Raw genomic sequence first — 22,583 nt, 5'->3', positions numbered from 1 at the left:
TGGCGTGGGGCTTTCTGGCACCCGTGACGATCTACCTGGCGGCCTTCTACGCCTACCCGCTCTATCGCAACGTCGAGTTGAGCCTGCGCGAGTACACGGTCCGCTCGTTCGTGCAGGGCGGGGCGCCCTTCGCCGGCCTCGACAACTACCGGACGGTCCTGACCGACCCGGCCTTCGGGCCGACGCTGACCCACACGGTGGTCTTCACGGCGGCCTCGCTCGCCTTCCAGTTCACCATCGGCATGGCCCTGGCCCTCTTCTTCCACCAGCACTTCCCGCTGTCGCGCACGCTGCGGGCACTGATCCTCGTACCGTGGCTGCTGCCACTGATCGTCTCGGCGTCGACCTGGTCGTGGCTGCTCAACAGCGACTCGGGGCTGGTCAACGCGGCGCTCGGCGTCGTCGGGATCGACCCGGTCAACTGGCTCACCTCGCCGGGCTGGTCACTCACCTCGGTGATCATCGCGAACGTCTGGATCGGCATCCCGTTCAACCTGGTGGTGCTCTACAGCGGCCTGCAGGCGATCCCGATCGAGATGTACGAGGCGTCCGCGCTCGACGGCGCGACGGGGTGGCAGCGGTTCTGGGGCATCACCTTCCCGCTGCTGCGTCCCGTCTCCCTGATCACGCTGCTGCTGGGGCTGATCTACACGCTGAAGGTCTTCGACATCATCTGGATCATGACGAAGGGCGGTCCGACCGGCTCCTCGGCAACGCTGGCCACCTGGTCGTACCGGCTCGGCTTCGGCAACCTGCTGCCCGATTTCGGCCCTGGCGCGGCCATCGGGAACCTGCTCATCGTGCTGGCTCTGATCGCCGGCCTCGTCTACATCCGGATCGAGCGGAGGCAGCAGCTGCGATGACCACCTCGACGCCTCGGGCCTGGTGGAAGACCGGCGTCGGCCTGGTGCTGACCGGGCTGATGCTCTTCCCCGTCTACTGGATGATCAATGTGTCCTTCACCCGGGACCAGGACATGCGGGCCAGCCCTCCGCACCTGTTCCCCATCAACGGCACCCTGGACGGCTATCGGGCGGTGCTCGACCAGCAACTGCCGTACCTCGGCACCAGCTTCCTGGTCGGTCTCGGCACTGTGGTGCTGACCGTGGCGCTGGCGGCCCCCGCCGGTTACGCGCTGGCGAAGCTTCGGCCACCCGGCGGCCCGGCGCTGAGTTTCCTGCTGCTGATCGCGCAGATGATCCCGGGGATCATCATGGCGATGGGCTTCTACGCCATCTACCTCACCCTCGGCGTCCTCAACACGCTGCCCGGCCTGATCCTGGCCGACACGACGCTCGCGGTGCCGTTCGCTGTCCTGATCTTCACGGCCTTCATATCCGGCATCCCCGACGAGCTGCTCCAGGCCGCCGTGGTCGACGGCGCCGGTCGGCTGCGGACCTTCTGGTCGGTCGTGCTGCCGGTCAGCCGCAACTCGATCGTCACGGTGTCGCTCTTCGCGTTCCTGTGGTCCTGGTCGGACTTCATCTTCGCCTCGACCCTGGCCGGAGGCGGCGACCACCAGCCGATCACCCTCGGCATCTACCACTACATCGGCAACAACAACCAGCAGTGGAACGCCATCATGGCCACCGCCGTCGTCGCCTCGATCCCCGCCGCCGTCCTGCTGATCCTGGCCCAACGCTACGTCTCGATGGGCGTGACCGCCGGCGCCGTCAAGGACTGACCAACCGCGGCGGTCCAGGACCGACCACCCGCACCACAGAAAGGCACCCGCCACCCATGACCGTCGCCCCGTCCGGTCCGGAGTTCGGAATCCAGGACATCCCGTTCAGCTACCGCGGATCCTGGTTCAACATCTCCCCGGTGGTAGCCGAGAAGACGTACGCCGACGACCTGCACCTGGTCTCCCACCAGACCGGGTTGCACCCCGTTCTGCGACTCACCCCCACGGTCGCCGGCACCACTGTCGTCGCCACGCCCGCGCTGCTGACCTGGCGCAACGGGGCCGACCGGATCGAGGCCGTCTACGACGGGCCGGACACCCTGCGGATCCGGGGCCACCGACTCGGCCTGCGGGTGGCCGCCGCCGCGCACACCCTCACCCCCTTCAGCGGCACCTACCTGTACGTCGACCCGGTCGACGGATCACACGTGTTCACCTCGTATGAGACCGGTCGCCGCTACCGGGTCACGGTGCTCTCCGGCGCTCCGCTGCGGACCCGGGGCACGCAGGCGCTCGGCACCGCCGACCGCGCCCTGGACCTCTCCGGCGACCAGCCCTGGGAGATCGCGATCGAGGAGTACGCCACCGCCCGCCGCCCGTACGCCGGATCCGCCACCTTCGAGCAGCTGCGCCGCGACCGGTTCGCGGAGTTCACCGCGTTCGTCGACGCGATCGCGCCCTGGCGCGGCCCGGAAACCCCGGCCGCCGAGCTGGCCGCGTACGTCCTGTGGTCGGCCACGGTCTCCCCGGCGGGCTTCGTCACCCGGCCGGCCGTCCTGATGTCCATGCACTGGATGGACAAGGTGTGGAGCTGGGACCACTGCTTCAACGCGATCGCCCTGGCGGCCGGCGAGCCGGAGCTGGCCTGGCACCAGTTCCAGCTGCCCTTCGACCACCAGGACGAGGCCGGCGCACTCCCCGACTCGGTCACCCACTCCGAGGTCCTGCACAACTACGTCAAGCCGCCGATCCACGGCTGGGCCCTGCGGCACCTGCGCCGACGCCTTCCCCAGCCGCCGGACCGGGCGGCGCTGGCGCAGACGTACGACCGGCTCGCCCGCTGGACCGGGTTCTGGCTCGACGCGCGACGTGCTCCCGGCCACGACCTGCCGCACTACCAGCACGGCAACGACAGCGGCTGGGACAACGCCACCACCTTCGACGACAACCGGGTCCTCGAGACGGCTGACCTCGCCGCGTTCCTGGTCTCGCAGCTTCGCTGCCTCGCCGACCTCGCGACCGAGCTGGGTGAGCCCGGCACCCGCTGGTCCCGGGAGGCCGACCGGATCCACGGGGCCATGCTGCGCGACCTGTGGGACGGCGAACGCTTCCACGCCCGGGACCCCCACACCGGGCACCGGCGAGCCAGCCGCAGCCTGCTCGACCTGATGCCCGTCGCACTCGGGGCCGACCTGCCGGCCACGGTCGCCGCCGCGCTGGCGCGCGGCGTCGAGACCCACCTGACCACGCACGGGCTCGCCACCGAGCCGACCGACTCGGCCCACTACCTCGCCGACGGCTACTGGCGTGGCCCGATCTGGGCGCCCTCCACCGTCCTGGTCGAGGACGGCCTACGCCGGGCCGGGCAGACCAGGATCGCCGACGACATCAGTCGGCGGTTCCTCGCGCTGTGTGAGAAGTCCGGCTTCGCGGAGAACTTCGACGCCGAGACCGGCACCGGGCTGCGGGACCGCGCCTACACCTGGACCGCCAGCAGCTATCTCATCCTCGCCGCCGCCCAGGAGGAGCGGCGTGTCAGGGGCGGGTAGCCGGGTCGGATCAGCGGTCCCGGACCGGGCCGGTGCTGGACCGCAACGAGATGGGCGGGCTGTAGAGGCGGTGTCGCGGCACGGCGTCGGGAGCCGCGATGATCTCCAGAAGTAGCGACACCGCCTCGGCGCCCATCTCGACCATCGGCACGTCGGCGGCGGTCAGCGGCGGGCGGAAATCCTCCGCCCAGTGCTGTGCGGCGACTCCGGTGACGGAGAAGTCGCGTGGCACGGACAGCCCGGCGCCGGTCAACGCCCGCTGCATCCCGGGCAGTGCGGCCTCGTTGATGGTGGCCACCGCCGTGACCTCCGGGTGCGTCGCGAGCAGTTGCTCCATACACGCCTCGCCGGAGGCGGTGTCGTCGCCGCTGCAGACCTCCACGCCGGTCAACCCCCGCTCGGCCGCCGCCGTACGGAAGCCGGTCAGCGCGCGATGACTGGGGCCGTACCCGGCGGCCACCAACTCGGCGGACCGGTTCACGAGTGCCACGTGCCGGTGCCCCAGGTCGGCCAGGTGCTGCACGCACCGGGCGATCAGCCCGGCGTAGTCGATGTCGATCCAGCTCATCCCGTGCGGCTCGGCGGTCCGCCCGATGGTGACGAACGGCAGCCCGGCCTTGGTCAGCCGGGTCACCCGGTCGTCCGCCAACCGGATCTCCATGAGGACCACGCCGTCCACCCGGCGCCCGGTGACGATCCGCTCGAACGACCGGTCATGGTCGCCACCGGAGGGGGACAGCAGCACGTCGAGGTCGTGGCGGGCGGCGGCTTCGACGACGCTGGCGACGAAGCCGAGCTGCATGTCGGTCAGCCGCTGGCTCGCCGGCGGGATGACCAGCCCGAGGGTGCGGGTGCGCCCCTCCTTGAGTGCGCGGGCGCTGGCGTTCGGCCGGTAGTCCAACTCGTCGATGACCGACTGGATCCGTTGCCGGGTCGCCGCCGACACGCTGCGTTTTCCGCTGAGCACGTAGGAAACGGTGCTGCGGGACACCCCCGCCCGGCGAGCGATCTCCCCGATGTTCATCAATCGCCCTCGAATCGACTTTTGCCCCGACACGGGGACGCACCTTGCTCCGCTGACCAGCATATCCGTCCTCAGGCTCATCGATCGATGACCAACGTGTGCCAACTAGCGTCAATAGATGGACAACCATTAATGTCACAGGTATGACGTGTGACGTCAATTCCATCGCCACACCCCACCCCCACCACGCACCCGAAAAGATCCGATGAACGTGCAGAGAAAGCTGGGTCGCCTGATGGCCGCCGCCGGGACCCTGTTGGTCCTCGTCGTCGGCGCCGGCGCCTATGTGGTCTCGGACGCTCCGGGCGTCGCCCACGCCGCCGGCACCGGTCCGTGTGACATCTACGCCTCCGGCGGCACGCCGTGCGTGGCCGCGCACAGCACCACCCGCGCGCTGTACGGCGCGTACAACGGCCCGCTCTACCAGGTCCGACGATCGTCGGACAACACGACCCGGGACGTCGGCGTGCTCAGCGAGGGCGGCTACGCCAACGCCGCCACCCAGGACACGTTCTGCGCCAACACCACCTGCGTCATCACGATCATCTACGACCAGTCCGGGCGCAACAACCGCCTCACCCAGGCGCCCCCCGGCGGCTTCGCCGGCCCCGCCCCCGGCGGTTGGGACAACCTCGCCGACGCGAAGGCGGCCCCGGTCACCGTCGGCGGGCAGAAGGCGTACGGCGTCTACATCGCCCCCGGCACCGGCTACCGCAACAACAACACCAACGGTGTCGCGACCGGCGACCAGCCCGAGGGCATCTACGCGGTCGTCGACGGCACGCACTACAACCAGTGGTGCTGCTTCGACTACGGCAACGCGCAGACCAACAGCCTCGCCGACGAACGCGCCATCATGGAGACCGTCTACTTCGGCGCCAACAAGCAGTGGGGCTACGGGGCCGGGGCCGGTCCCTGGATCATGGCCGACCTGGAGTGGGGGCTGTTCTCCGGCGTCAACGCGGGCTACAACAACATCGCGTCGATCAACCACCGCTTCGTCACCGCCATGGTCAAGGGCGAGCCGAACCACTGGGCGATCCGGGGCGGCAACGCCCAGTCGGGCAGCCTGACGACCTACTTCGACGGGCCACGCCCCAACGGCTACCACCCGATGAAGAAGGAGGGCGCCATCCTGCTCGGCATCGGCGGTGACAACAGCATCACCGGTCGCGGCACCTTCTTCGAGGGCGTACTGACCTCCGGCTACCCGACGGCGGCCACCGAGAACGCCGTCCAGGCCAACATCAACGCCGCCGCCTACGCGCCGGCCGGCGGCGGCAACCCGCAACAGAACGTCCAGGTCGTGGGCGGCCAGTCCAGCCGCTGCATCGACGTGCCGAACGCCAGCACCACGAACGGCACCCAGGTCCAGCTCTGGGACTGCATCAGCAACAGCACCGCGCAGCGCTGGACCTACACCGCTGGCAAACAACTCCAGGTGTACGGCAACAAGTGCCTGGACGCCTCCGGCCGAGGCACCACCAACGGCACCCAGGCGATCATCTGGGACTGCAACGGTCAGAACAACCAACAGTGGAACGTCAACAGCAACGGCACCATCACCGGCGTGCAGTCCGGGCTCTGTCTCGACGCCAACGCCGCCGGCACCGCCAACGGCACCAGGATCATCCTCTGGGCTTGCAACGGCGGCACCAACCAGCAGTGGTCCACCCGTAGCTGACCTACCCCGATTGATGGGTAATGCCGCCCCCGCACAACCGCCGGGGGCGGCATTACCGACGACCTAGTCGCGCCGGATCACCCGCGCCACCTCGCTCAGATCCTCGTTGAGCTGGTGATCACGAACGGGGCGGCGACGAGCACGATCGCGGTCAGCGCCCGCTCCGGTGGCCGTTCGGCGAGCGTGTAAACGAGGATCGTCCCGCCCACCGAGTGGCCCACGAGGACCGCGCCCTCGTCCAGGGCTGCGATCTCCCGCCGGACGGCCGCGACGTGGGCCCGGTAGGTTTCGGGGCTGAGCGAGAGCGGGGTCGGATGGTCAGGGGTTGGCACGGCTGGTTCGGTACGTTCAACGGCGTCGTCCTGATCACGGTCATCGTCCTGCCGTTGGCAGTGCTGGTGGTGTGGTCCCTGGCCCGCCGCCGACGTGCCGCTGGCGCCACGTCGGCATGGCGTACGTCGCTGGCCGATGTGGGCATCGTCTACGGCACGGTCCCCTGGGTATGGATGATCATGCTGCCGGGTGATCAGGCCGGCGGGGTCCCCGGCCGGGTGACAGTGGTGCCGCTGCGCGACCTGCTCACGATCTTCTCCGACGGAGGGCCGCTGACGGCGACGGTCCAGGTCGTCGGCAACCTGCTGGTCTTCGCGGCCCTGGGGTTCTTCGCCCCGCTGCGGTTCCCGGCGCTGGCGTCGGTGCCGCGCGTCCTGGCTCTCGCGGCCGGCTGCTCGGTCCTGGTCGAGACCGCCCAGTACGTCCTTCGGCTCGACCGGGTGTCGTCGGTGGACGACGTCCTGCTCAACGCCGCCGGCGCCGGGCTGGCCGCGCTGGCGTCCCGCCGCTGGTGGCACGACACCTGCACCAGCCCCGCGGTGAACCACCGACAGAGCTGACAGTCGATCAGGTGGACGGCTCTGCCAGCCGCTCCAGCCGCGCCAGACCATCCCAGCCGCGCTCGCGCATCAGACTCAGCAGTCGCTCCACCCGCGGGTCCGCCTCGACGGCCAGCGCGTCCAGAAGGTCGAACGGTAGGTCGTCCTTCGCCACCTCACCGAGGTCGATCTCACCGGAGCGGTACGCCTGCTCGGCGAGGCTCGCCAGGATGTCGGCGGCCTCCACCAGACACGCGTCGTCGCTGGTGTCGCTCTCGAAGATCTCCGAGAGGATCCGATAGAGCCGAATGAGTTGCGGGTCGTCGAGCTGCGCGATCTTGCTGGGCATCCACTCGCGGACCCGATCGGGCCAGCGGGCCGACATCAGGATCCAGCTGTCCCGCTCACCCGCCACCACCCGCTCGGAGACGCCAATGTCCCGGAGCCGGTCGAGGTAGGCGGTCACCTCCGGCGCGAGCGCCAGACGATCCCCGGCGGCGAGTTGCGCGATCTGCTTCCGGCTGGTCTCCAGTCGTGCGATCTCGTCGCCCAGTTGCCTGTCGATCTCCTCGACCGCGGCCGCGAAGGTCGACGTGTCGGCCTCCAGCATCTGACCGATCTGGGAGAGCGGCACGCCGGCGCTGGCGAGAATTCGGATCCTGATGAGGGACACCACCGCCCCTGCGCTGTACCGCCGGTAGCCCGAGGCGTCCCGCTCGGGCTCCGGCAGCAGGCCGATCTGGTGGTAGTGCCGTACCGCCCGCACCGTGACGCCGGCGTACGCCGCGAGTTGACTGATCGTCAGCATGTCCTGATCCTGCCCCTCGAGTCGCTCGGCCCCCCTCGAATCGCGCTCAGGAGATCTTGCGACGGTAGGTCAGGTTGGCGAAGAGGTAGGCCACCACGAGGATGCCGACGCACCAGGCGAGGGCGGCCCAGATGCCCGATCCGACCGGCTTCTGCGCGAAGAGGTCTCGGATCGCGTTGACGATGGCGGTCACCGGCTGGTGCTCCGCGAAGGCGCGCACCGGGCCGGGCATCGACGCGGTGGGCACGAACGCCGAGCTGACGAACGGCAGGAAGACCAGGGGGTACGAGAAGGCGCTCGCGCCGTCCACGGACTGGGCGGTGAGGCCGGGAATGATGGCGATCCAGGTCAGCGCCAGGGTGAACAGCACCAGGATGCCGGCCACCGCGAGCGACCCCAGCACGCTCGTCCCGGTGCGGAAGCCCATGAGCAGGGCGACGAGGACGACGACGACCAACGAGATCAGGTTGGCGACCAGTGAGGTCAGCACGTGCGCCCAGAGCACCGCGGATCGTGCGATCGGCATGGACTGGAACCGTTCGAAGATGCCGCCCTGCATGTCCAGGAAGAGCCGGAAGGCCGTGTACGAGATGCCCGAGGCGACAGTGATGAGCAGGATGCCGGGGAGCAGATAGTTCACGTACGAGTCGGAGCCGGTCTCGATCGCGCCGCCGAAGACGTAGACGAACAGCAACATGAAGGCGATCGGCATGACGGCGGTGGTGATGATGGTGTCCGGGCTGCGGGCGATGTGGCGCAGTGAGCGTCCCAGCAGAACCGTGGTGTCGCCGAGGAAGTGCCTGTTCATCGTTGTTCCTTCTCGGTCTTGGCGCCAACGAGGGTGAGGAACACGTCCTCGAGGGTCGGCTGCTTCTCGACGTACTCGATCTCGGCGGGTGGCAGGAGCTGCTTGAGCTCGTCGAGGGTGCCGTTCACGATGATCCGTCCCTCGTGGAGGATCCCGATCCGGTCGGCGAGCTGTTCGGCCTCGTCGAGGTACTGGGTGGTGAGCAGCACCGTCGTACCGCCACTGGCGAGTTCCTTCACGGCCTGCCATACCTCGATGCGCGCCTCCGGGTCCAGCCCGGTCGTCGGCTCGTCGAGGAAGATGACCGGCGGGTTCCCGATCAGGCTCATCGCGATGTCGAGACGGCGACGCATGCCGCCGGAGTAGGTCCGTACCCGCCGGGTGCCCGCTTCGGTCAGCGAGAAGCGCCTCAGCAGGTCGTCCGCGATCGAACCGGGCTCCTTGAGGTGGCGCAGCCGGGCCACCAGGATCAGGTTCTCCCGCCCGGTGAGGATCTCGTCGACCGCCGCGAACTGCCCGGTGAGACTGACCGACTGCCGTACCTCGGCGGCCTGGGTCACCACGTCGAAGCCGGCGACCCGGGCCGTCCCGCCGTCGGCTCGCAGGAGCGTGGCGAGGATCCTCACGACTGTGGTCTTGCCAGCACCGTTCGAGCCGAGCAGGGCGAAGATGCTGCCCCGCGCGACGTCGATGTCGACGCCACGCAGCACCGTGAGCTGCTTGAACGACTTCTCCAGACCAAGCACCTGGATCGCTGCCTGCTCGGTCTGAGCTGTTGTGTGCGAATTGCTCATGGCGGCAGCATGGAGGATTGACGCAGCGTCAAGGTCAAGCCCGACGGCCCCGCGACGCGTGCGCGACCCTGACTCTTAACTCCGATGTCACCACCCGATCCCACTGGTGACGTGTCGCTGTCCACCCGAAGGAGTTGGCTGCCAGTCGTCGCACTTGCCTTGACCAGGAGTTGATCCACGTGCCTTCGTCTCGTCGTACCTTTCTCGCCAGTGGCGCCGCCGCCGGCGTCGGCATTGCCGTCGCGGGCGGCCTGCCGTCCCTGGCCCAGGCCAGCCCGGCCCGGCCGCACCCGCCGGTGAAGCCCGGCACTGTGCCCTTCCCGCCGCTCGTGGATGACCCCAAGGGAATCCTGGCCCTGCCCAAGGGCTTCCGTTACACGGTGGTCACCCGGACCGGTGTCACCCGGCTCGACCGCGGCCAGGGCACCACACCGTCGGACCACGACGGCATGGCCGTCTACGACGGCGGCCACGGCCGGTACACCCTGATCCAGAACCACGAGATCGACCCGGGCGCCGAGTTCGGCGTGCCGCACGTCAAGGGCACTGTCTACGACGCGGGCGCCGTCGACGCCGGCGGTTGCACCGTGATCAAGACGGACCTCGCGGGCCGCAACCTCGGTGAGTTCGTGGCGCTCTCCGGCACCATCTCCAACTGCGCCGGCGGGCCGACCCCCTGGGGCACCTGGCTGACCTGCGAGGAGGCCGAGGACCGCGCCGGCGACACGTGGGAAGAGGGCAGCCGGTCCGGCGTCTACCAGAAGGACCACGGCTACGTCTTCGAGGTGTGGGCCGACGGCAGCGCCGACCCGAAGCCGATCAAGTGCCTGGGCCGCTACTCCCACGAGGCAGTGGCCGTCGACAAGGACCGCACCCGGGTCTACCTCTCCGAGGACGCCGACGAGCCCAACGGCCTCTTCTACCGCTGGACGGCGCCACACGGCGTCAAGCTGGGCCCGGGCGTGCTCACCCGCCTCGCACCGAACGCCGGCGTCCTCGCCGCGATGCAGATCATCATGGATGACGGTTCGGTGTTGCCGGACGTCGCCTACCTGACCTCCGCCCAGCTGGGCCGCCCCTTCCCGGTCCGCTGGATCGAGGTGCCGGACCGCGACGCGCGCACCAGGTCGGTGCGCGAGCAGTTCGCCGACGGCCAGGTCACCCGCGGACGCAAGTTCGAGGGCGTGTGGGCCACCGACGAGGGCGTGTACGTGGTCAACTCGTACGCCTGGGACGAGGGTGACCTGCCGGCGGACGCGGCACCGCACGACGGGATGGTCTGGTTCTACAACTTCAAGGACCAGACCATCCAGCTCGTGACGTACTTCCCGCACCAGACCCAGTCCGAGGAGGGCACGCCGGTCAAGTACACCGACATCACCTTCGACGGCCCGGACAACGTGACGGTCACCCCGTGGGGAAGCCTCGTGCTCGCCGAGGATGGGTCGGGCGCCTCGCACGTGCTCAGCACGATCCCGGGCGGGCCCACCTACGCGATCGCCCGCAACCAGCTCAACGACTCGGAGTTCTGCGGGCCGACCTTCAGCGCGGACGGCAAGGTGCTCTTCGTCAACATGCAGGACCCGGGCCTCACCCTGGCCATCACCGGCCCTTGGGAGAAGTACCTAGGCTGAGCGAGCCCGAAGCTGGGGGCCGGGCGACCAGCCCGGCCCCCAGCACCGCAACGCCGCCGGTCGTCGTCCGGGCCCGGCGCAGGCCGGCCAGTTCCTATGAAACAGGCCTTAGTCGAGGCAGAACTCGTTGCCCTCGACGTCCTGCATGTTGAGGCACGACTCGTTCTCGCCGTCGGCGAGCAACAACTGCCCGCGTACCGCGCCGAGCGGAATCAGCCGCGCGCATTCGGCCTCAAGGGCGGCCAGGCGCTCCTCGCCCACCAGCCCGGTGCCCACCCGCACGTCGAGGTGCACCCGGTTCTTGACGACCTTGCCCTCGGGCACCCGCTGGAAGTACAGGCGCGGGCCCACCCCCGACGGGTCACTGCACGCGAACCACGAACCCTGCTCGGAACTGACATCCTCCCAGGAGGCGAAGCCTTCCGGGACCGGCGGCGGACCGTACCCCAGCACCTCACACCAGAAGAGGCCGACGCGCACCGGCTCGGCGCAGTCGAATGTCACTTGTACCTGCTTGACCGACATCCGTTCACCTTATGAGTCGCGCTGCCGCCGCTGTCCTCTCACCCCTGGGCCAGGGGGGCGCACCACACCCGGGGCGACGACCACGGCGACCATGAACCCCGCAGACGTCAGTGCGTGGTGTGCGTTCTCGGTGTCGCCGCCGCGCCCGAGCGCTTGACCAGGACCGCTCCGCCGGCGACGAAGACGACGCCGAGGATCACCCCGACGAGGTTGCTCTGGGCCAGGCTGGAGACGACCCCCAGCACGCCCACGACGATCGCCAGTACGCCCAGGATCCGCATGGTGTATCGACCGACAGACTTCACCCGTTCATTCGTCATGGTGTGCCTTCTGCCCATCGCGCCGATCGCGCAAACGGCGGTGATCGATGACCGGCCGGGGGGCTCACTCCACCTTGGTGAGAAGTGGTTTCCCCTTCTCGACGACGTACGTGGCCAGTTCGACAGCGATACCGTCGCCAACGTTGAGGGCCTGGTGGTGCACACCGTACGGGACCGTGAGCGCGTCGCCGGGATTGCACACCATGGGTGGCTGCCCGTCCAGCCGGTATTCGAGCGTTCCCTGCAGAACGCAGATGATTTCCTCGCCGGGGTGGAAATGCTTGAACGGAGGCGAATCCGGCGTGAACTCCACCCGAGTCTGAATGACCTCCCGCCCCGGGATGCTGAGGTCGTGCCGTTGCAGATCGATCCGCCACAGCCCTGGTGCTGACTCCACCGCTGTGGGGCTGATCCCCGCAGGTCGATCCTTGGTGCTCATGACGGCCTCCTGTGAGCCGTCGGGCCGACGGCCGTTACTCGGACTGGTGCATCCCAGTCGAGAATAGGTAGCCGCGGGCGATCAGGGGCGGGGATGCCGACACGGGGCGGCAGCCGAGTTTCACCGACGGGGCAGCAGCCCTCGTCCGGACATGTACTTGCGCAACGTCTCGGCGTCCTCGGGGGACATCAGCCAGCGGGGGATCACGGTCGCCGGCATTCGGCCGACGTACAAGACCCAGAAATCTCCGGCCTCGCGCACCTGGGCAACCCCGTCCCAGGCGATGCCGCCGGACTCCGAGCCGCTGCGCATCATGATGTTGTCTTCGGTGATGTCGTAGGCGCCCTCGACGGCGTAGTTACCGGAACGGCGTCGGGCGCGGGCCAGCACCCACGGCCGGTACAGCATCGACAGCACCCCGCCCACTACCAGCGCGGTCCACAGCGGCGAACTCCGCTCGCCCCACCCGAGCCCCCGCGAGACGACGAGACCGATGACCCCGACCACCGTCAGGACCGCCCCGATGTAGCCGAATCTGCGTAGCCGGACGTTGCCGAGCGCCGCGGCCACCCGGCTCGGGTAGGCGGGATCGGCGGGGACGTCGAAACGGATGTGCACGCCAGAACGATAGTGCCTCCGCCCGCCCGGGAGAGCGCCTTGCCCCGCCTGACCTGACAGGCCTCGGCCGTCCGGGTGCGGCAGTCTGATGAGGTGAACGCCGACGACGTCCGAGTGCCCCGCGCCCAGGCGGGGTCGAGCCCGCAGCATCTGCTGACGACGGTGCTCGGCGAGTACCTCGACTCCTCCGACGCCGACCTGCCGTCGGCGGCGGTCATCGCGATTCTGCGGGAGTTCGGGATCAGCGAGTCCAGCGCCCGTGCCGCGCTGTCCCGCCTGGTCAAGCGTGGGCTCATCGCGACGCGGAGGAAGGGCCGGTCGCCGGTCTACCACCTCACACCGCAGGCGATCGCCAAGCACCGCTCCCGGATGCGGCACTTCCTGAACTTCGGCTCCCACCCGACGCCCTGGACCGGCGAATGGGTGCTGGCCTCCTTCTCCGTTCCGAACGCCGGCCAGGCGTCCCGTCATGCGCTCCGCAGGTCGTTGACCGCACTGGGTTTCGTGGGCCTGTACGACAGCGTGTGGATCCGCCCGGGATCCGACGCCGCACCGGCGCGGGAGGCGCTTCACGCGCTGCTGCACCACGTCGAGGGTGCCCGCTGGTCGGTCCTGCACGCCCGGTTCGACGAGGAGGCGGGGCAGCACGGGCCGGCCTCCGCGTACGACCTGACGAGTCTCGCGTCCGCGTACTCGATCTTCATCGAGCAGTACGCGGAACTGCGGGCGGCCGCGCGCAACGGGGAGGTGGACCCGGCCCGGGCGTTGGTGGCCCGGACCTCCGCGATGGATTCCTGGCGGAAGTTCGCCGACGTCGACCCCGACCTCCCCCCGCACCTGCTGCCGCAGCCCTGGCCTCGCCAGGAGGCCAGGGAGACCTTCCTCGACATCCACACCACGCTCGGCTCGCTCGCTCAGGCCCGCCTGGTCGAGGTGGCAACTCCGTACTGGCCGGATGCCGCCTCGTGGATCACCCACTTTCAGGCGTCGAGGGATCTTTCGCGGCCGGAGCCGACCGGCGGAAAGCACGACGGCGGCCCACTCGCCGGCTGACGACGTCTCGGCCGGTCAGAGTCAACCAGACATTGACACTTTTCATTGCGACAGTGATAGTAACTGCATACAGCTCCCATCGGAGCGCCTGCAGGGACCGCGGCCGGGCGGTCGCCGGCGCTGAATGAGCGGGCAGTGGCAGCCGGGGGCACGGCCGCCGCACGGGCCGCGACGCGCCCACGTCGACCAGACCCGTGGCCAGCGCTGACCACCTCTCGTCGGGGCGCGAGTGACACACCCGCCGCCGCAGGGAGCGCCACCGTGACTGTTCCTGGAGGATTCAATGAGAAGGCGAGCAAAGATCTACGCGGGGCTGGCGGCCGCCATCGTCCCGGTCACCTCGGTGATCATGGCGCTCGGCGGGACACCGGCGTCCGCCGCCATCGGCGGTTCCGGCCCCTACCCCGCCGACTACGAAACCTCGGCGACCCTGGCCAACCACACCATCTTCCGGCCGCAGACCCTCCCCTCCGAACGCCTGCCCATCGTCGTGTGGGGCAACGGCGGCTGCTCGGCCAACGGGCTCTCTCAGGGCAACTTCCTCCGCGAGATCGCCTCCCACGGCTTCCTCGCCATCGCCAACGGCGCCCCGAACGGGTCTGGCTCCACCAACTCCCAGATGCTCACCCAGTCCATCGACTGGGCGGTCGCGGAGAACTCCCGGCAGGGCAGCAAGTACTACAACAAGATCGACACGAGCAAGGTCGCTGTCGCGGGCTTCTCCTGCGGAGGCCTGGAGGCGTACGCCGTCTCGAACGACCCGCGCGTCACCACGACCGGCATCTTCAGCAGTGGTCTGCTCAACGACGCCGACGACTACCAGCTCAGGAGGCTGACCAAGCCGATCGCCTACTTCGTCGGCGGGCCCAGCGACATCGCCTACCCGAACGCCATGGACGACTGGGGCAAGCTGCCCGCCGGCCTGCCCGCCTTCATGGGCAACCTGAACGTCGGGCACGGCGGCACCTACGACCAGGCCAACGGCGGGGAGTTCGGCCGGGTGGCGACCCTCTACTTCAAGTGGCGCCTGAAGGGCGACACCACCGCCGGCCGCACCTTCGTCGGCGCCGACTGCGGTCTGTGCCGCACTCAGTGGAGCGTCCAGCAGAAGAACCTGACGCTCGACGACGGCACGCCGCCCACCACGCCTCCACCCACCACGCCCCCGCCCACCACGCCTCCGCCCACGACGCCGCCGCCGACCGGTACGCCTGGCTGCACGGCTGTCTTCGCTGTCCAGGACCAGTGGAACGGCGGCTTCGTCGCCAATGTCAGCGTCACCGCGGGGAACGCCCCGCTGACCGGCTGGCGGGTCACCCTCACCCTGCCGAGCGGCGCGTCGGTCAGCTCGCTCTGGAACGGGGTCAGCAGCGGCACCAGCGGAACCATCACGGTCGCCAACCAGAGCTACAACGGGCGACTGGCCGCAGGTCAGGCCACCAGTTTCGGCTTCCAGGGCACCGGCAGCGGCAGCGGAACCACAGCGAGTTGCGCCGGGAGCTGACGTTCCGGAGACGTCGAGTCGTTCGACGGGCCGGTGCCGGTGCACCGGCCCGCCGAGGCTCAGCGGACAGGGAAGACTGGCGCGCATGGCTGATCTGAGCGATGCGAAGGCCGCGCTGCACCACTACCTCCGGGACAACCGCGAAAACCTCATCTGGAAGCTCGACGGGCTCAGCGAACGGGAGGTCAGGCTGCCCCGCACGGCGACCGGAAACAACCTGCTGGGCGTGGCCAAGCACTGCCTCAACGTCGAGGCCGGCTACTTCGGGCCCACCTTCGGCCGTGAGTTCCCGACGCCCGACGAGCTGGTCCCGCTTGCGGCGTTCGACGAGGACCCGCAGGCCGACTGGTACGCCCGTGAGGACGAGACCAAGGACGGGCTGATCGACCTGTACCGCCGGGTCGGGGCGTTCGCCGACCAGACGATCGAGCAGCTTCCGCTCGACGCGCCGGGGCAGGTGCCGTGGTGGCAGCCAGGTCGGCAGGACGTGACGCTACAGCGGATCATCATCCACGTGACCTGCGACCTCGCCCGCCACGCCGGGCACGCCGACATCATGCGCGAACAGCACGACACGGCGGTCGGCCTCGGGCACAACAACAGCAACATTCCCGACGACTACGACTGGCCGGCGTATGTCAGCAAGCTGACGAAGCTTGCCGACCGGTTCGGGTGATCGGCAAGGCGGTCGGCGTGCGAGACGACCTCGACCAGATCGAAGCGGCCTTCCGGGGCACGCCGCTGGCCGGCCTGCCGATCGGGCACGGCCCGTCGGGCACCATCCTCGTCGCCGATGTCGACCCCGACCGTCTGCACGAGGTCTGGCAGGCTGCCGAGGCGCTGGTCCCGGTCATCGGACGCCGGCCCGTCATGGTCACCGACGACTTCGACGACGCGCTGACGATCCGGTCCGAGCCCGAGCAGGGTCCATCGGAGTCGGAGCTGCGCACGTTCGTCGAGGCGGCGGCGTCTTCCGAACCCTGGCTGACCTACCGCCACTACAGCGAGGACCAACACGTCGGCGAGGACGAGATCGAGTTCCACACGCGGGGTACGACCGGCGTCGACCTGACCGCCCTGGTGCCGGACGTGGTGGTGCCGACACCACTCCCGGTGCTGGAGCGGGCGCTGTACGACCGGCTGCTCGCCGACGCCGACCTGCACGCCGAGGTGCTTGGCAACGTGCGGCTCGTGACGCAGACCGAGTACTGGTACACGCCGGACAGCGTCCTGCTCCTGTTGCTGCCCACCAGCGACGTCCGCGCCTCGGCGTACTGGGTGGACTTCCACGGTGCGCTCACCGAGGAGGAGCGCCAGCAGCTCGCCGAGGTGCTGGCGCAGTGGCGGCACCGGTGGGACGCCCGCCTGGTCGCCTCGTGGGGCACCATGCTGCAGTTCCAGGTGGGGCGTCGCCCGATGCCCGGTGACGAGGCGTGGGCTGCCGCCGGTCAGCTCATGGCGCTCGCTCCGGACCTCGAACTGAGCCGATGGGAGGTCGCCGTCGCCCTGCCGGCCGGTGACGCCTGGTTCGTCCACAACCGACCCTGATCGACACGGCCCCCACGCAGTTCAGCCCTCGTCAACCTGCGCAACCGTGACGGTACGAGAGACTTCCCGGATCAGATCGAGCGGTTCCTCGGTCCAGTGGGAGGCGAGGACGAGTTCCCGGGCCGGGTCGACCCACAGCAGGTGTCGTCCGCCGTTGCCCCGCGCACTGCGGCCGGTCGCCGGGGCTCCGGGCCACGGCACCTGCTCATCGTTGAGCCACCACAGATAGCCGTACTCCCGTTTCACCGGGCACGGGGCCCAGGACTGGTCGACCCATCCGGCGCTGAGCAGCCGGGTCCCGGCATGGGTCCCGCGGTCCAGGAAGAGCTGCCCGATCAGGGCCAGGTCCCGGACCGGGACGATCAGTCCCCCGCCCCAGTGCGCGCCGCCGGAGACCACCTCGACCCGGCGGCCGTCGAGATCGACGACGCTCGTCCGGTACCCGTGCCACGACCACCGGTCCGAGGCGCCCACCGGGTCCATGACCCGCTCCCGCAGCACCTCCGGCAGCGCCCTGCGCAACAGCAGCGTCAGCGCGTACGCGAGCAGGTTCATCCGTACGTCGTTGTACGCCCACCCCTGGCCCGGGGGTGTGCCGTGCACCTCGGTCCGCTCGCGGAAGCTCTGTGCGTCGACGCTCGTCGGCTTACCCCACAGCTCGCCCTCCCACTGGCTCGACTGCTGCAGCAGGTGACGCCAGGTGATCTTTTCGTTGTGCGGTCCCCGGAACTCGGGTACGTCGACGACCTGGTGCACCGGTTGGTCCGGCACCAGCAGCCCGTCGTCGAAGGCCAGGCCGGCCACAACCGACACGACCGACTTGGTGACGCTGAACGCCATCTCCGGGACGTCCGGGTCGCCCCAGGCCGCGACCTCCCGACCGCCGACCCGGACGACACCACTGGCCCCACTGGCGGCACGCAGCGGGCCGACGACCTCACGGTGGCTCGCGTCGGCGACCTGTGCGGCCAGGTAGGTCTCGATGTCGGCGGCGTCTCTGGTCCACCGGGCACCGAACTCCCGGAGGGTCCGCTCCAGCCGCTGCTGATCCACCGCCACGTCACCCATGCCCAGCAGTGTGCAACACCCCGGCCGCCGGCCGGGCGAGCCATGACCAGCCACATAGGATCGGGCGACCTCCTACGCCGGAGATGAGGAGCGTCCCCGTGACCCTGCTGGAACGTCTGCACCTGGCCGGTATGCGCGAGGTCGTCGCTGTGCGGCCGGTGACCGGCGGGCTCGCGGCACTCGCGGGCATCGCCACCCGCCGGGGGCCCCGCCGGTGTTCGTGAAGGCGTTCGCCGACCAGCCGGCCGACGACGTCTTCGTCGCCGAGGCCGAAGGGCTGGCCGCACTGCGCGACCTGGGCGGCGTGGTGACACCCGAGGTGATCCTGGTGGATCGGGACGTACTGGTGTTGTCGGTGTTGAGCGAGAGGCCGCGCAGCGAGGCCTTCTGGGAGCAGTTCGCACACCTGCTCGCCCGCCTGCACCTGAGCACGACCCATCCCCGTTTCGGCCGGCACCACGACAACTGGCTGGGCCGTCGCCGTCAAGTCAACACGTGGAACGACGACGGCTTCGCCTTCTTCGCCGAGCACCGGCTGCTGCGTTGGCTCCACGAGCCCCGCGTCGAGGCCGCGCTCGACGCGGAGGACCGCTCGGCGCTGGAACGGCTCTGCGACCGGCTGCCCGACCTGCTGCCGGAGCGTCCGGCGTGCCTGACGCACGGCGACCTGTGGGCACAGAACGTCCTGGCCACCACGGACGGAGAGCCGGCGCTGATCGACCCGGCCGTGTCGTACCTGTGGGCCGAGGTCGACCTCGCGCACGTGTGGTCCACCTCGCCTCCGCCCGAGGCACGACGGATGTTCGACGTCTACGCGGAGCTGACCTCGCTCGACGCCGACTGGGAGGCCCGGATGCCGGTGATCCAGCTGCGACAACACCTCGCCGTGCTGGCCCAGTTCGACGACGACTGGGGCGCGGCCGACCAGATCCGCGCCGTCCTTGCCCCGTTCCGGACGCGATCCTGATCGAAGGGCCCGGCGGCCGGCCACGGAGACCGGCCCGGCCAGCCGATTTCGCCCGACGGCCGCCGACACCCGCGAGCGGAGCGGGGCCGGGCCCTCGTTTACGGTGACCCCCTGGAATGGGGGGTGGATCATGGCACCGGAGATGTCGCCACGAAGGGCCAGGGCCGTGCTCGTCACGCTCTCCCTGGCCGCGTTCGCGTTCATCACCACCGAGCTGCTGCCCGTCGGTCTGCTGACCCGCATCGCGCCCGATCTGGACCGTTCCCGCTCACAGGTGGGCCTGCTGGTCAGTGGGTACGCAGTCGTGGTGGTGCTGGCGTCCGTGCCGCTGACCCGACTGACCCAGCGGGTCCCCCGGCGGCACCTGCTCGGCGTCACGATGCTCCTGTTCGCCGCCGCGAACGCCGGTGCCGCGCTCGCGCCGACGTACGCCGTGCTGGCCGGCACCCGCCTGGTGACCGCCCTCGCCCAGGCGCTGTTCTGGTCCGTCGCCACGGCGACCGTGATCGGGCCGTTCCCGGTCGCGGTGCGCGGTCGGGCGGTGGCGCTGTTCGCGACCGGGGCGACGCTCGCCCCGGTGCTCGGCGTACCCCTCGGCACCTGGCTCGGGCAGCAGGCCGGCTGGCGCGCGGCGTTCGCGGTGCTGGCCGGGATCGGGGTGGTGATCGCCGCCGCGGTGCTGCTCCTTCTGCCCTCCTATCCCCCAGCCGCTGGCGGCGCAGCCCGGGGGAGCGCACCGGACGGCCGGCGCTTTGCCATCCTGCTGACCGCCACCGCCCTCGGCATCGGCGGCTTCATGACCCTGCAGACCTACGTGACACCGTTTTTGCTCGACGTCAGCGGCTTCGCCGACGCGGTGCTGGCACCGTTGCTGTTCGTCTCCGGCGCGGCCGGCGTCGTCGGCACCCTGGTCGCGGCCCGGACCCTGGACACCCGACCGATCGCTTCGTTGCTGACGCCGCTGGGCATCGGTACGGCCTCGCTGCTCGGGCTGCACGCGCTCGGCGCGCTCAAGCCGGGCGTGGTCGCGCTTCTCGCCGGGATCGGCCTCGCGTACGCGGCGTTCGGCTCCGCCGTACAGAACCGGATGCTGCACCTGGCCCCGGGCAGCACCGACATCGCGTCGGCCGGGGTCAGTGTCGCCTTCAACGCCGGCATCGCCGGTGGATCACTGCTCGGCGGTGCCCTCCTGCCCGCCTCGGGGGCACGCCCGCTGGCGCTCGCCGGCGGACTGCTGACGCTGGCCGCGCTCACGCTGCTCGCCGTGGACGCCCGTCGCCACCACACCGCACCCGCCAGCCGCGGCTCCGACCTCCATGGACAGAACACCTAGAGCGCTGGCCGACCTGCGGTGGTCCCCGGCATCGCCCGGCGACGTTGTCGCGCGGGTGACCGGCGGGAGAGCAGGTATCCGGTCCCCGCGGCGGCCAGGCCGGCCAGACCGGCCGCCGCGAAACCGGCCGCCGGCACGGAGACGTCGATCGCCACACCGATGAGCGGGGATCCGAGTGCGAAACCGGCGCTCTGCGCCGACGACTGCAGACCCGTCACCTCGCCGCGTGCGCCGGGCGGTGCCAGGCGGCTCACCGCGTCGGCCACCGAGCCGAGGGTCGGCGCGGTGAGGAGGCCGCTTCCCACGACGGCCACGCACAGCCAGGGCCAGTCGTGGGCCAGTCCGGCGGGGATCGTCACGAGCCCGAGCAGGGCGAGCAGCAGCCAGGTGGGCAGCGGCCGGGTCAACGCGCCGTAGACCAGCCCGCCGATGACCGACGACACGCCGAACACCACGACGACCACGGCGGCCCAGGACACCTGACCCGCCTCCCGCAGCGTGGCGACGATGGCGAGATCGATGCCGCTGAGCAGCGTCGTCGTCCCGAACGCCATCGTCAGCGCGGCGATCATCCTCGCGCTCAACCACTGCCGCCGTGGGGGTCGCTCCGTGGCTGCGGCCTCCGCCTCGTCCCGGGCGTGCATCGGTGGGTTGAGCACGGCGATGCCGACGCCGCCGGCCAGGATCGCGGCGCCGACCCCCCAGGCCACCACGTCGGGGGACACCGTCGCCGCGCCCAGGATCACCACCGCCGGCCCCACGATGTACGACAGCTCGCCCTGCACGGCTTCCAGCGCGAACGCGGCCCGGCGCTGCTCCGACGTCGTCATCGCGGCGATCGCCTGCCTGCTCACCGCCTGGGCCGGCACCATCAGCAGGCCCGCCACGAAGCTGGCGACCAGCAGGAACCCGTACGGCAGGACCGGCACGCCCAGCCAGAACACGACCTGCGCGCCGGCGGTCACCAGCAGGACGGGACGCAGGCCCCGCGAATCGATCATGCGGCCGAGCAGCGGCCCGCCCAGCGCCACTCCGGCGGTCAGCGCCGCCGCGACCCCACCCGCTGCCGCGTAGCTCAGCTCCAGGCCGAGGACGACGAAGAGGGTCAGCGCCATCACGTCGGCGGTTATCGCGGTACGGGCGAGCAGTGAGACGCCCAGCAGCGGTGCCATCCCTGGCACGGCGAGCACCTGCCGGTAACTGGTCACCCGTCTGACGCTAGCCCCGCCCGCACGCCATAAGAAGACGTCATCTTGTTGAGGCTGACATAATGAATCCTTATGGCAAGGGACCTGGAGACCGCCCTGCTGCGGTCGTTCGTCGCCGCCGTACGGGAAGGCAGCATCAGCCGTGCCGCGACCGCGCTCGGGCAGACCCAGCCCGGTCTCAGCCAACAGCTGCGCAGGCTCGAAACCGTCGTCGGTCGACCGCTGCTGCACCGGTCGTCGTCCGGTGTCTCACCGACCCGGGCTGGCGAAGAGATCCTGCCGTACGCCGAACGCATCCTCGCGCTCTCCGCACAGGCACTCGCCGAGACCGGCCGGGCGCTCACCGGCCACTGTGGCGTCGGGTTGCTCGAAGACCTCGCCGCGTCCCACCTTCCGCAGGCCCTCGCCGACCTCGCCCGGCTGCATCCCGGCGCGACGCTGGAGGTGCTCAGCTGCTCCAACGCCGCCATGCGGGAGGCGTACGACGCCGGACGCGTCCAACTCGTGCTCGACGCCGTACCGGACATCCCCGGGCCGCCCCGCTGGACGGTGCGCGCCCCGCTGGTCTGGGCGACCGGTCAGGGTGTGGACGTGGCCGCCGACCCGCTGCCGGTGGTGCTCTTCTCCAACCCGTGCTCCTGGCGTACGTCGGTACTGGACGCCCTGGAGCGTGCCGATCGGCGCTGGCGGGTGGCCTTCGAGAGCAACAGCCTGGTCGGGGTGCTCGCCGCGGTACGGGCCGGGCTCGGCGTGGCGGCGCTCATGCCCGCGAACCTCGAACCGGCCATGATCTGCCGGGACACCGATGCCCTGCCCGCCCTGCCGGACGTCGAGTTCGGTCTCGCCCGGCACCCCCGCACCGACGGTGATCCGCTGATCGACGCCGTGGAGACCGTGCTCCGTCGCCTCGTCTGAGTACGCGC

The 22,583-nt window shown here is 70.2% G+C and carries 25 protein-coding genes; 14 read left to right on the top strand and 11 right to left on the bottom strand.

What is annotated here, in order from left to right; all coding sequences use genetic code 11:
- The first annotated feature begins 23 nt into the window (after positions 1–23).
- From ACIBEF_RS10365 to ACIBEF_RS10355, 3 genes are read left to right on the top strand one after another with little or no spacing between them, the layout of a single operon-like run.
- Positions 24–863 carry a carbohydrate ABC transporter permease gene (locus ACIBEF_RS10365; RefSeq protein WP_396792892.1) on the top strand — a complete coding sequence of 280 codons (840 nt, stop codon included), beginning with the start codon at positions 24–26 and terminating at the stop codon, positions 861–863.
- The gene (locus tag ACIBEF_RS10360; protein ID WP_396792891.1) at positions 860–1,684 is read left to right on the top strand and encodes a carbohydrate ABC transporter permease; all 825 of its coding nucleotides are present in this window, start codon (positions 860–862) and stop codon (positions 1,682–1,684) included. The genes ACIBEF_RS10365 and ACIBEF_RS10360 overlap by 4 nt, the downstream gene beginning before the upstream one ends.
- A gap of 56 nt (positions 1,685–1,740) precedes the next feature.
- On the top strand, positions 1,741–3,453 hold the full coding sequence (locus tag ACIBEF_RS10355) for an amylo-alpha-1,6-glucosidase (protein WP_396792889.1): 1,713 nt from the start codon (positions 1,741–1,743) through the stop codon (positions 3,451–3,453).
- Positions 3,454–3,463: 10 nt separating this feature from the next.
- On the opposite strand, the gene ACIBEF_RS10350 is transcribed toward ACIBEF_RS10355, so the two are convergent.
- A complete protein-coding gene (locus ACIBEF_RS10350) occupies positions 3,464–4,477 on the bottom strand; it encodes a LacI family DNA-binding transcriptional regulator (RefSeq protein ID WP_396792887.1) in 1,014 nt (337 codons plus the stop codon).
- A 205-nt stretch (positions 4,478–4,682) separates the two neighbouring features.
- Here ACIBEF_RS10350 and ACIBEF_RS10345 point away from each other — a divergent pair, with 205 nt between their 5' ends.
- On the top strand, positions 4,683–6,161 hold the full coding sequence (locus ACIBEF_RS10345; protein ID WP_396792885.1) for an arabinofuranosidase catalytic domain-containing protein: 1,479 nt from the start codon (positions 4,683–4,685) through the stop codon (positions 6,159–6,161).
- 95 nt (positions 6,162–6,256) lie between these two features.
- Here the strand turns inward: ACIBEF_RS10345 and ACIBEF_RS10340 are convergent, their stop codons facing one another.
- Positions 6,257–6,493: a hypothetical protein gene (locus tag ACIBEF_RS10340; protein ID WP_396792883.1), complete on the bottom strand. Its 237-nt coding sequence runs from the start codon at positions 6,491–6,493 to the stop codon at positions 6,257–6,259.
- Here ACIBEF_RS10340 and ACIBEF_RS10335 point away from each other — a divergent pair.
- Entirely contained in the window at positions 6,476–7,054 is a 579-nt protein-coding gene (locus tag ACIBEF_RS10335; protein WP_396792881.1) for a VanZ family protein, read from the top strand. The genes ACIBEF_RS10340 and ACIBEF_RS10335 overlap by 18 nt on opposite strands.
- A gap of 7 nt (positions 7,055–7,061) precedes the next feature.
- Here the strand turns inward: ACIBEF_RS10335 and ACIBEF_RS10330 are convergent, their stop codons facing one another.
- The 3 genes from ACIBEF_RS10330 to ACIBEF_RS10320 are packed head-to-tail and all read right to left on the bottom strand — an operon-like array spanning position 7,062 to position 9,443.
- Positions 7,062–7,841, bottom strand: a complete 780-nt coding sequence (locus ACIBEF_RS10330) for a MerR family transcriptional regulator (protein WP_396792879.1) — start codon at positions 7,839–7,841, stop codon at positions 7,062–7,064.
- Positions 7,842–7,887: 46 nt separating this feature from the next.
- On the bottom strand, positions 7,888–8,649 hold the full coding sequence (locus ACIBEF_RS10325) for an ABC transporter permease (RefSeq protein WP_396792877.1): 762 nt from the start codon (positions 8,647–8,649) through the stop codon (positions 7,888–7,890).
- Complete coding sequence (locus ACIBEF_RS10320; RefSeq protein WP_396792875.1) at positions 8,646–9,443, bottom strand: ABC transporter ATP-binding protein; 798 nt, start codon at positions 9,441–9,443, stop codon at positions 8,646–8,648. The genes ACIBEF_RS10325 and ACIBEF_RS10320 overlap by 4 nt, the downstream gene beginning before the upstream one ends.
- A gap of 179 nt (positions 9,444–9,622) precedes the next feature.
- On the opposite strand from ACIBEF_RS10320, the gene ACIBEF_RS10315 reads away from it, so the two are divergent.
- Positions 9,623–11,077 (top strand): alkaline phosphatase PhoX, encoded by a 1,455-nt coding sequence (locus ACIBEF_RS10315; RefSeq protein ID WP_357222039.1) that lies wholly within the window; start codon positions 9,623–9,625, stop codon positions 11,075–11,077.
- 108 nt (positions 11,078–11,185) lie between these two features.
- Here the strand turns inward: ACIBEF_RS10315 and ACIBEF_RS10310 are convergent, their stop codons facing one another.
- From ACIBEF_RS10310 to ACIBEF_RS10295, 4 genes are all read right to left on the bottom strand, one after another.
- Positions 11,186–11,602 (bottom strand): VOC family protein, encoded by a 417-nt coding sequence (locus ACIBEF_RS10310; RefSeq protein WP_396792873.1) that lies wholly within the window; start codon positions 11,600–11,602, stop codon positions 11,186–11,188.
- A 107-nt stretch (positions 11,603–11,709) separates the two neighbouring features.
- Positions 11,710–11,907, bottom strand: coding sequence for a hypothetical protein (locus tag ACIBEF_RS10305; RefSeq protein ID WP_396792871.1), 198 nt, complete (start codon positions 11,905–11,907; stop codon positions 11,710–11,712).
- A 79-nt stretch (positions 11,908–11,986) separates the two neighbouring features.
- Entirely contained in the window at positions 11,987–12,361 is a 375-nt protein-coding gene (locus ACIBEF_RS10300; protein WP_396792869.1) for a cupin domain-containing protein, read from the bottom strand.
- 120 nt (positions 12,362–12,481) lie between these two features.
- Positions 12,482–12,979, bottom strand: coding sequence for a YcxB family protein (locus ACIBEF_RS10295; RefSeq protein WP_396792867.1), 498 nt, complete (start codon positions 12,977–12,979; stop codon positions 12,482–12,484).
- 93 nt (positions 12,980–13,072) lie between these two features.
- Here ACIBEF_RS10295 and ACIBEF_RS10290 point away from each other — a divergent pair, with 93 nt between their 5' ends.
- From ACIBEF_RS10290 to ACIBEF_RS10275, 4 genes are all read left to right on the top strand, one after another.
- Positions 13,073–14,032, top strand: a complete 960-nt coding sequence (locus tag ACIBEF_RS10290; RefSeq protein ID WP_396792866.1) for a PaaX family transcriptional regulator C-terminal domain-containing protein — start codon at positions 13,073–13,075, stop codon at positions 14,030–14,032.
- Between the two features lie 283 nt (positions 14,033–14,315).
- A complete protein-coding gene (locus ACIBEF_RS10285; protein ID WP_396792865.1) occupies positions 14,316–15,536 on the top strand; it encodes a cellulose binding domain-containing protein in 1,221 nt (406 codons plus the stop codon).
- Between the two features lie 85 nt (positions 15,537–15,621).
- Entirely contained in the window at positions 15,622–16,212 is a 591-nt protein-coding gene (locus tag ACIBEF_RS10280; protein WP_396792864.1) for a DinB family protein, read from the top strand.
- A 17-nt stretch (positions 16,213–16,229) separates the two neighbouring features.
- Positions 16,230–17,084, top strand: a complete 855-nt coding sequence (locus ACIBEF_RS10275) for a DUF4253 domain-containing protein (protein WP_396792863.1) — start codon at positions 16,230–16,232, stop codon at positions 17,082–17,084.
- 21 nt (positions 17,085–17,105) lie between these two features.
- Here the strand turns inward: ACIBEF_RS10275 and ACIBEF_RS10270 are convergent, their stop codons facing one another.
- Positions 17,106–18,152, bottom strand: coding sequence for a serine hydrolase domain-containing protein (locus tag ACIBEF_RS10270; RefSeq protein WP_396792861.1), 1,047 nt, complete (start codon positions 18,150–18,152; stop codon positions 17,106–17,108).
- 98 nt (positions 18,153–18,250) lie between these two features.
- On the opposite strand from ACIBEF_RS10270, the gene ACIBEF_RS10265 reads away from it, so the two are divergent.
- From ACIBEF_RS10265 to ACIBEF_RS10255, 3 genes are all read left to right on the top strand, one after another.
- Positions 18,251–18,376, top strand: a complete 126-nt coding sequence (locus ACIBEF_RS10265; RefSeq protein ID WP_396792859.1) for a hypothetical protein — start codon at positions 18,251–18,253, stop codon at positions 18,374–18,376.
- A complete protein-coding gene (locus ACIBEF_RS10260; protein ID WP_396792857.1) occupies positions 18,367–19,119 on the top strand; it encodes a fructosamine kinase family protein in 753 nt (250 codons plus the stop codon). The genes ACIBEF_RS10265 and ACIBEF_RS10260 overlap by 10 nt, the downstream gene beginning before the upstream one ends.
- A 130-nt stretch (positions 19,120–19,249) precedes the next feature.
- Positions 19,250–20,452 carry an MFS transporter gene (locus tag ACIBEF_RS10255; RefSeq protein ID WP_396792855.1) on the top strand — a complete coding sequence of 401 codons (1,203 nt, stop codon included), beginning with the start codon at positions 19,250–19,252 and terminating at the stop codon, positions 20,450–20,452.
- Here ACIBEF_RS10255 and ACIBEF_RS10250 read toward each other — a convergent pair.
- Positions 20,449–21,660, bottom strand: coding sequence for an MFS transporter (locus ACIBEF_RS10250; RefSeq protein WP_396792853.1), 1,212 nt, complete (start codon positions 21,658–21,660; stop codon positions 20,449–20,451). The two genes, ACIBEF_RS10255 and ACIBEF_RS10250, sit on opposite strands and share 4 nt — an antisense overlap.
- Before the next feature lie 72 nt (positions 21,661–21,732).
- Here ACIBEF_RS10250 and ACIBEF_RS10245 point away from each other — a divergent pair, with 72 nt between their 5' ends.
- A complete protein-coding gene (locus tag ACIBEF_RS10245) occupies positions 21,733–22,575 on the top strand; it encodes a LysR family transcriptional regulator (RefSeq protein ID WP_396792851.1) in 843 nt (280 codons plus the stop codon).
- The last annotated feature ends 8 nt before the right edge of the window (positions 22,576–22,583 follow it).

It is taken from the genome of Micromonospora sp. NPDC050795 (genome assembly GCF_044456785.1).
Taxonomy (GTDB): domain Bacteria; phylum Actinomycetota; class Actinomycetes; order Mycobacteriales; family Micromonosporaceae; genus Micromonospora.
The sequence above is the reverse complement of the archived record's forward strand: the minus strand, read 5'-3'. Positions and strand labels throughout refer to the sequence as shown.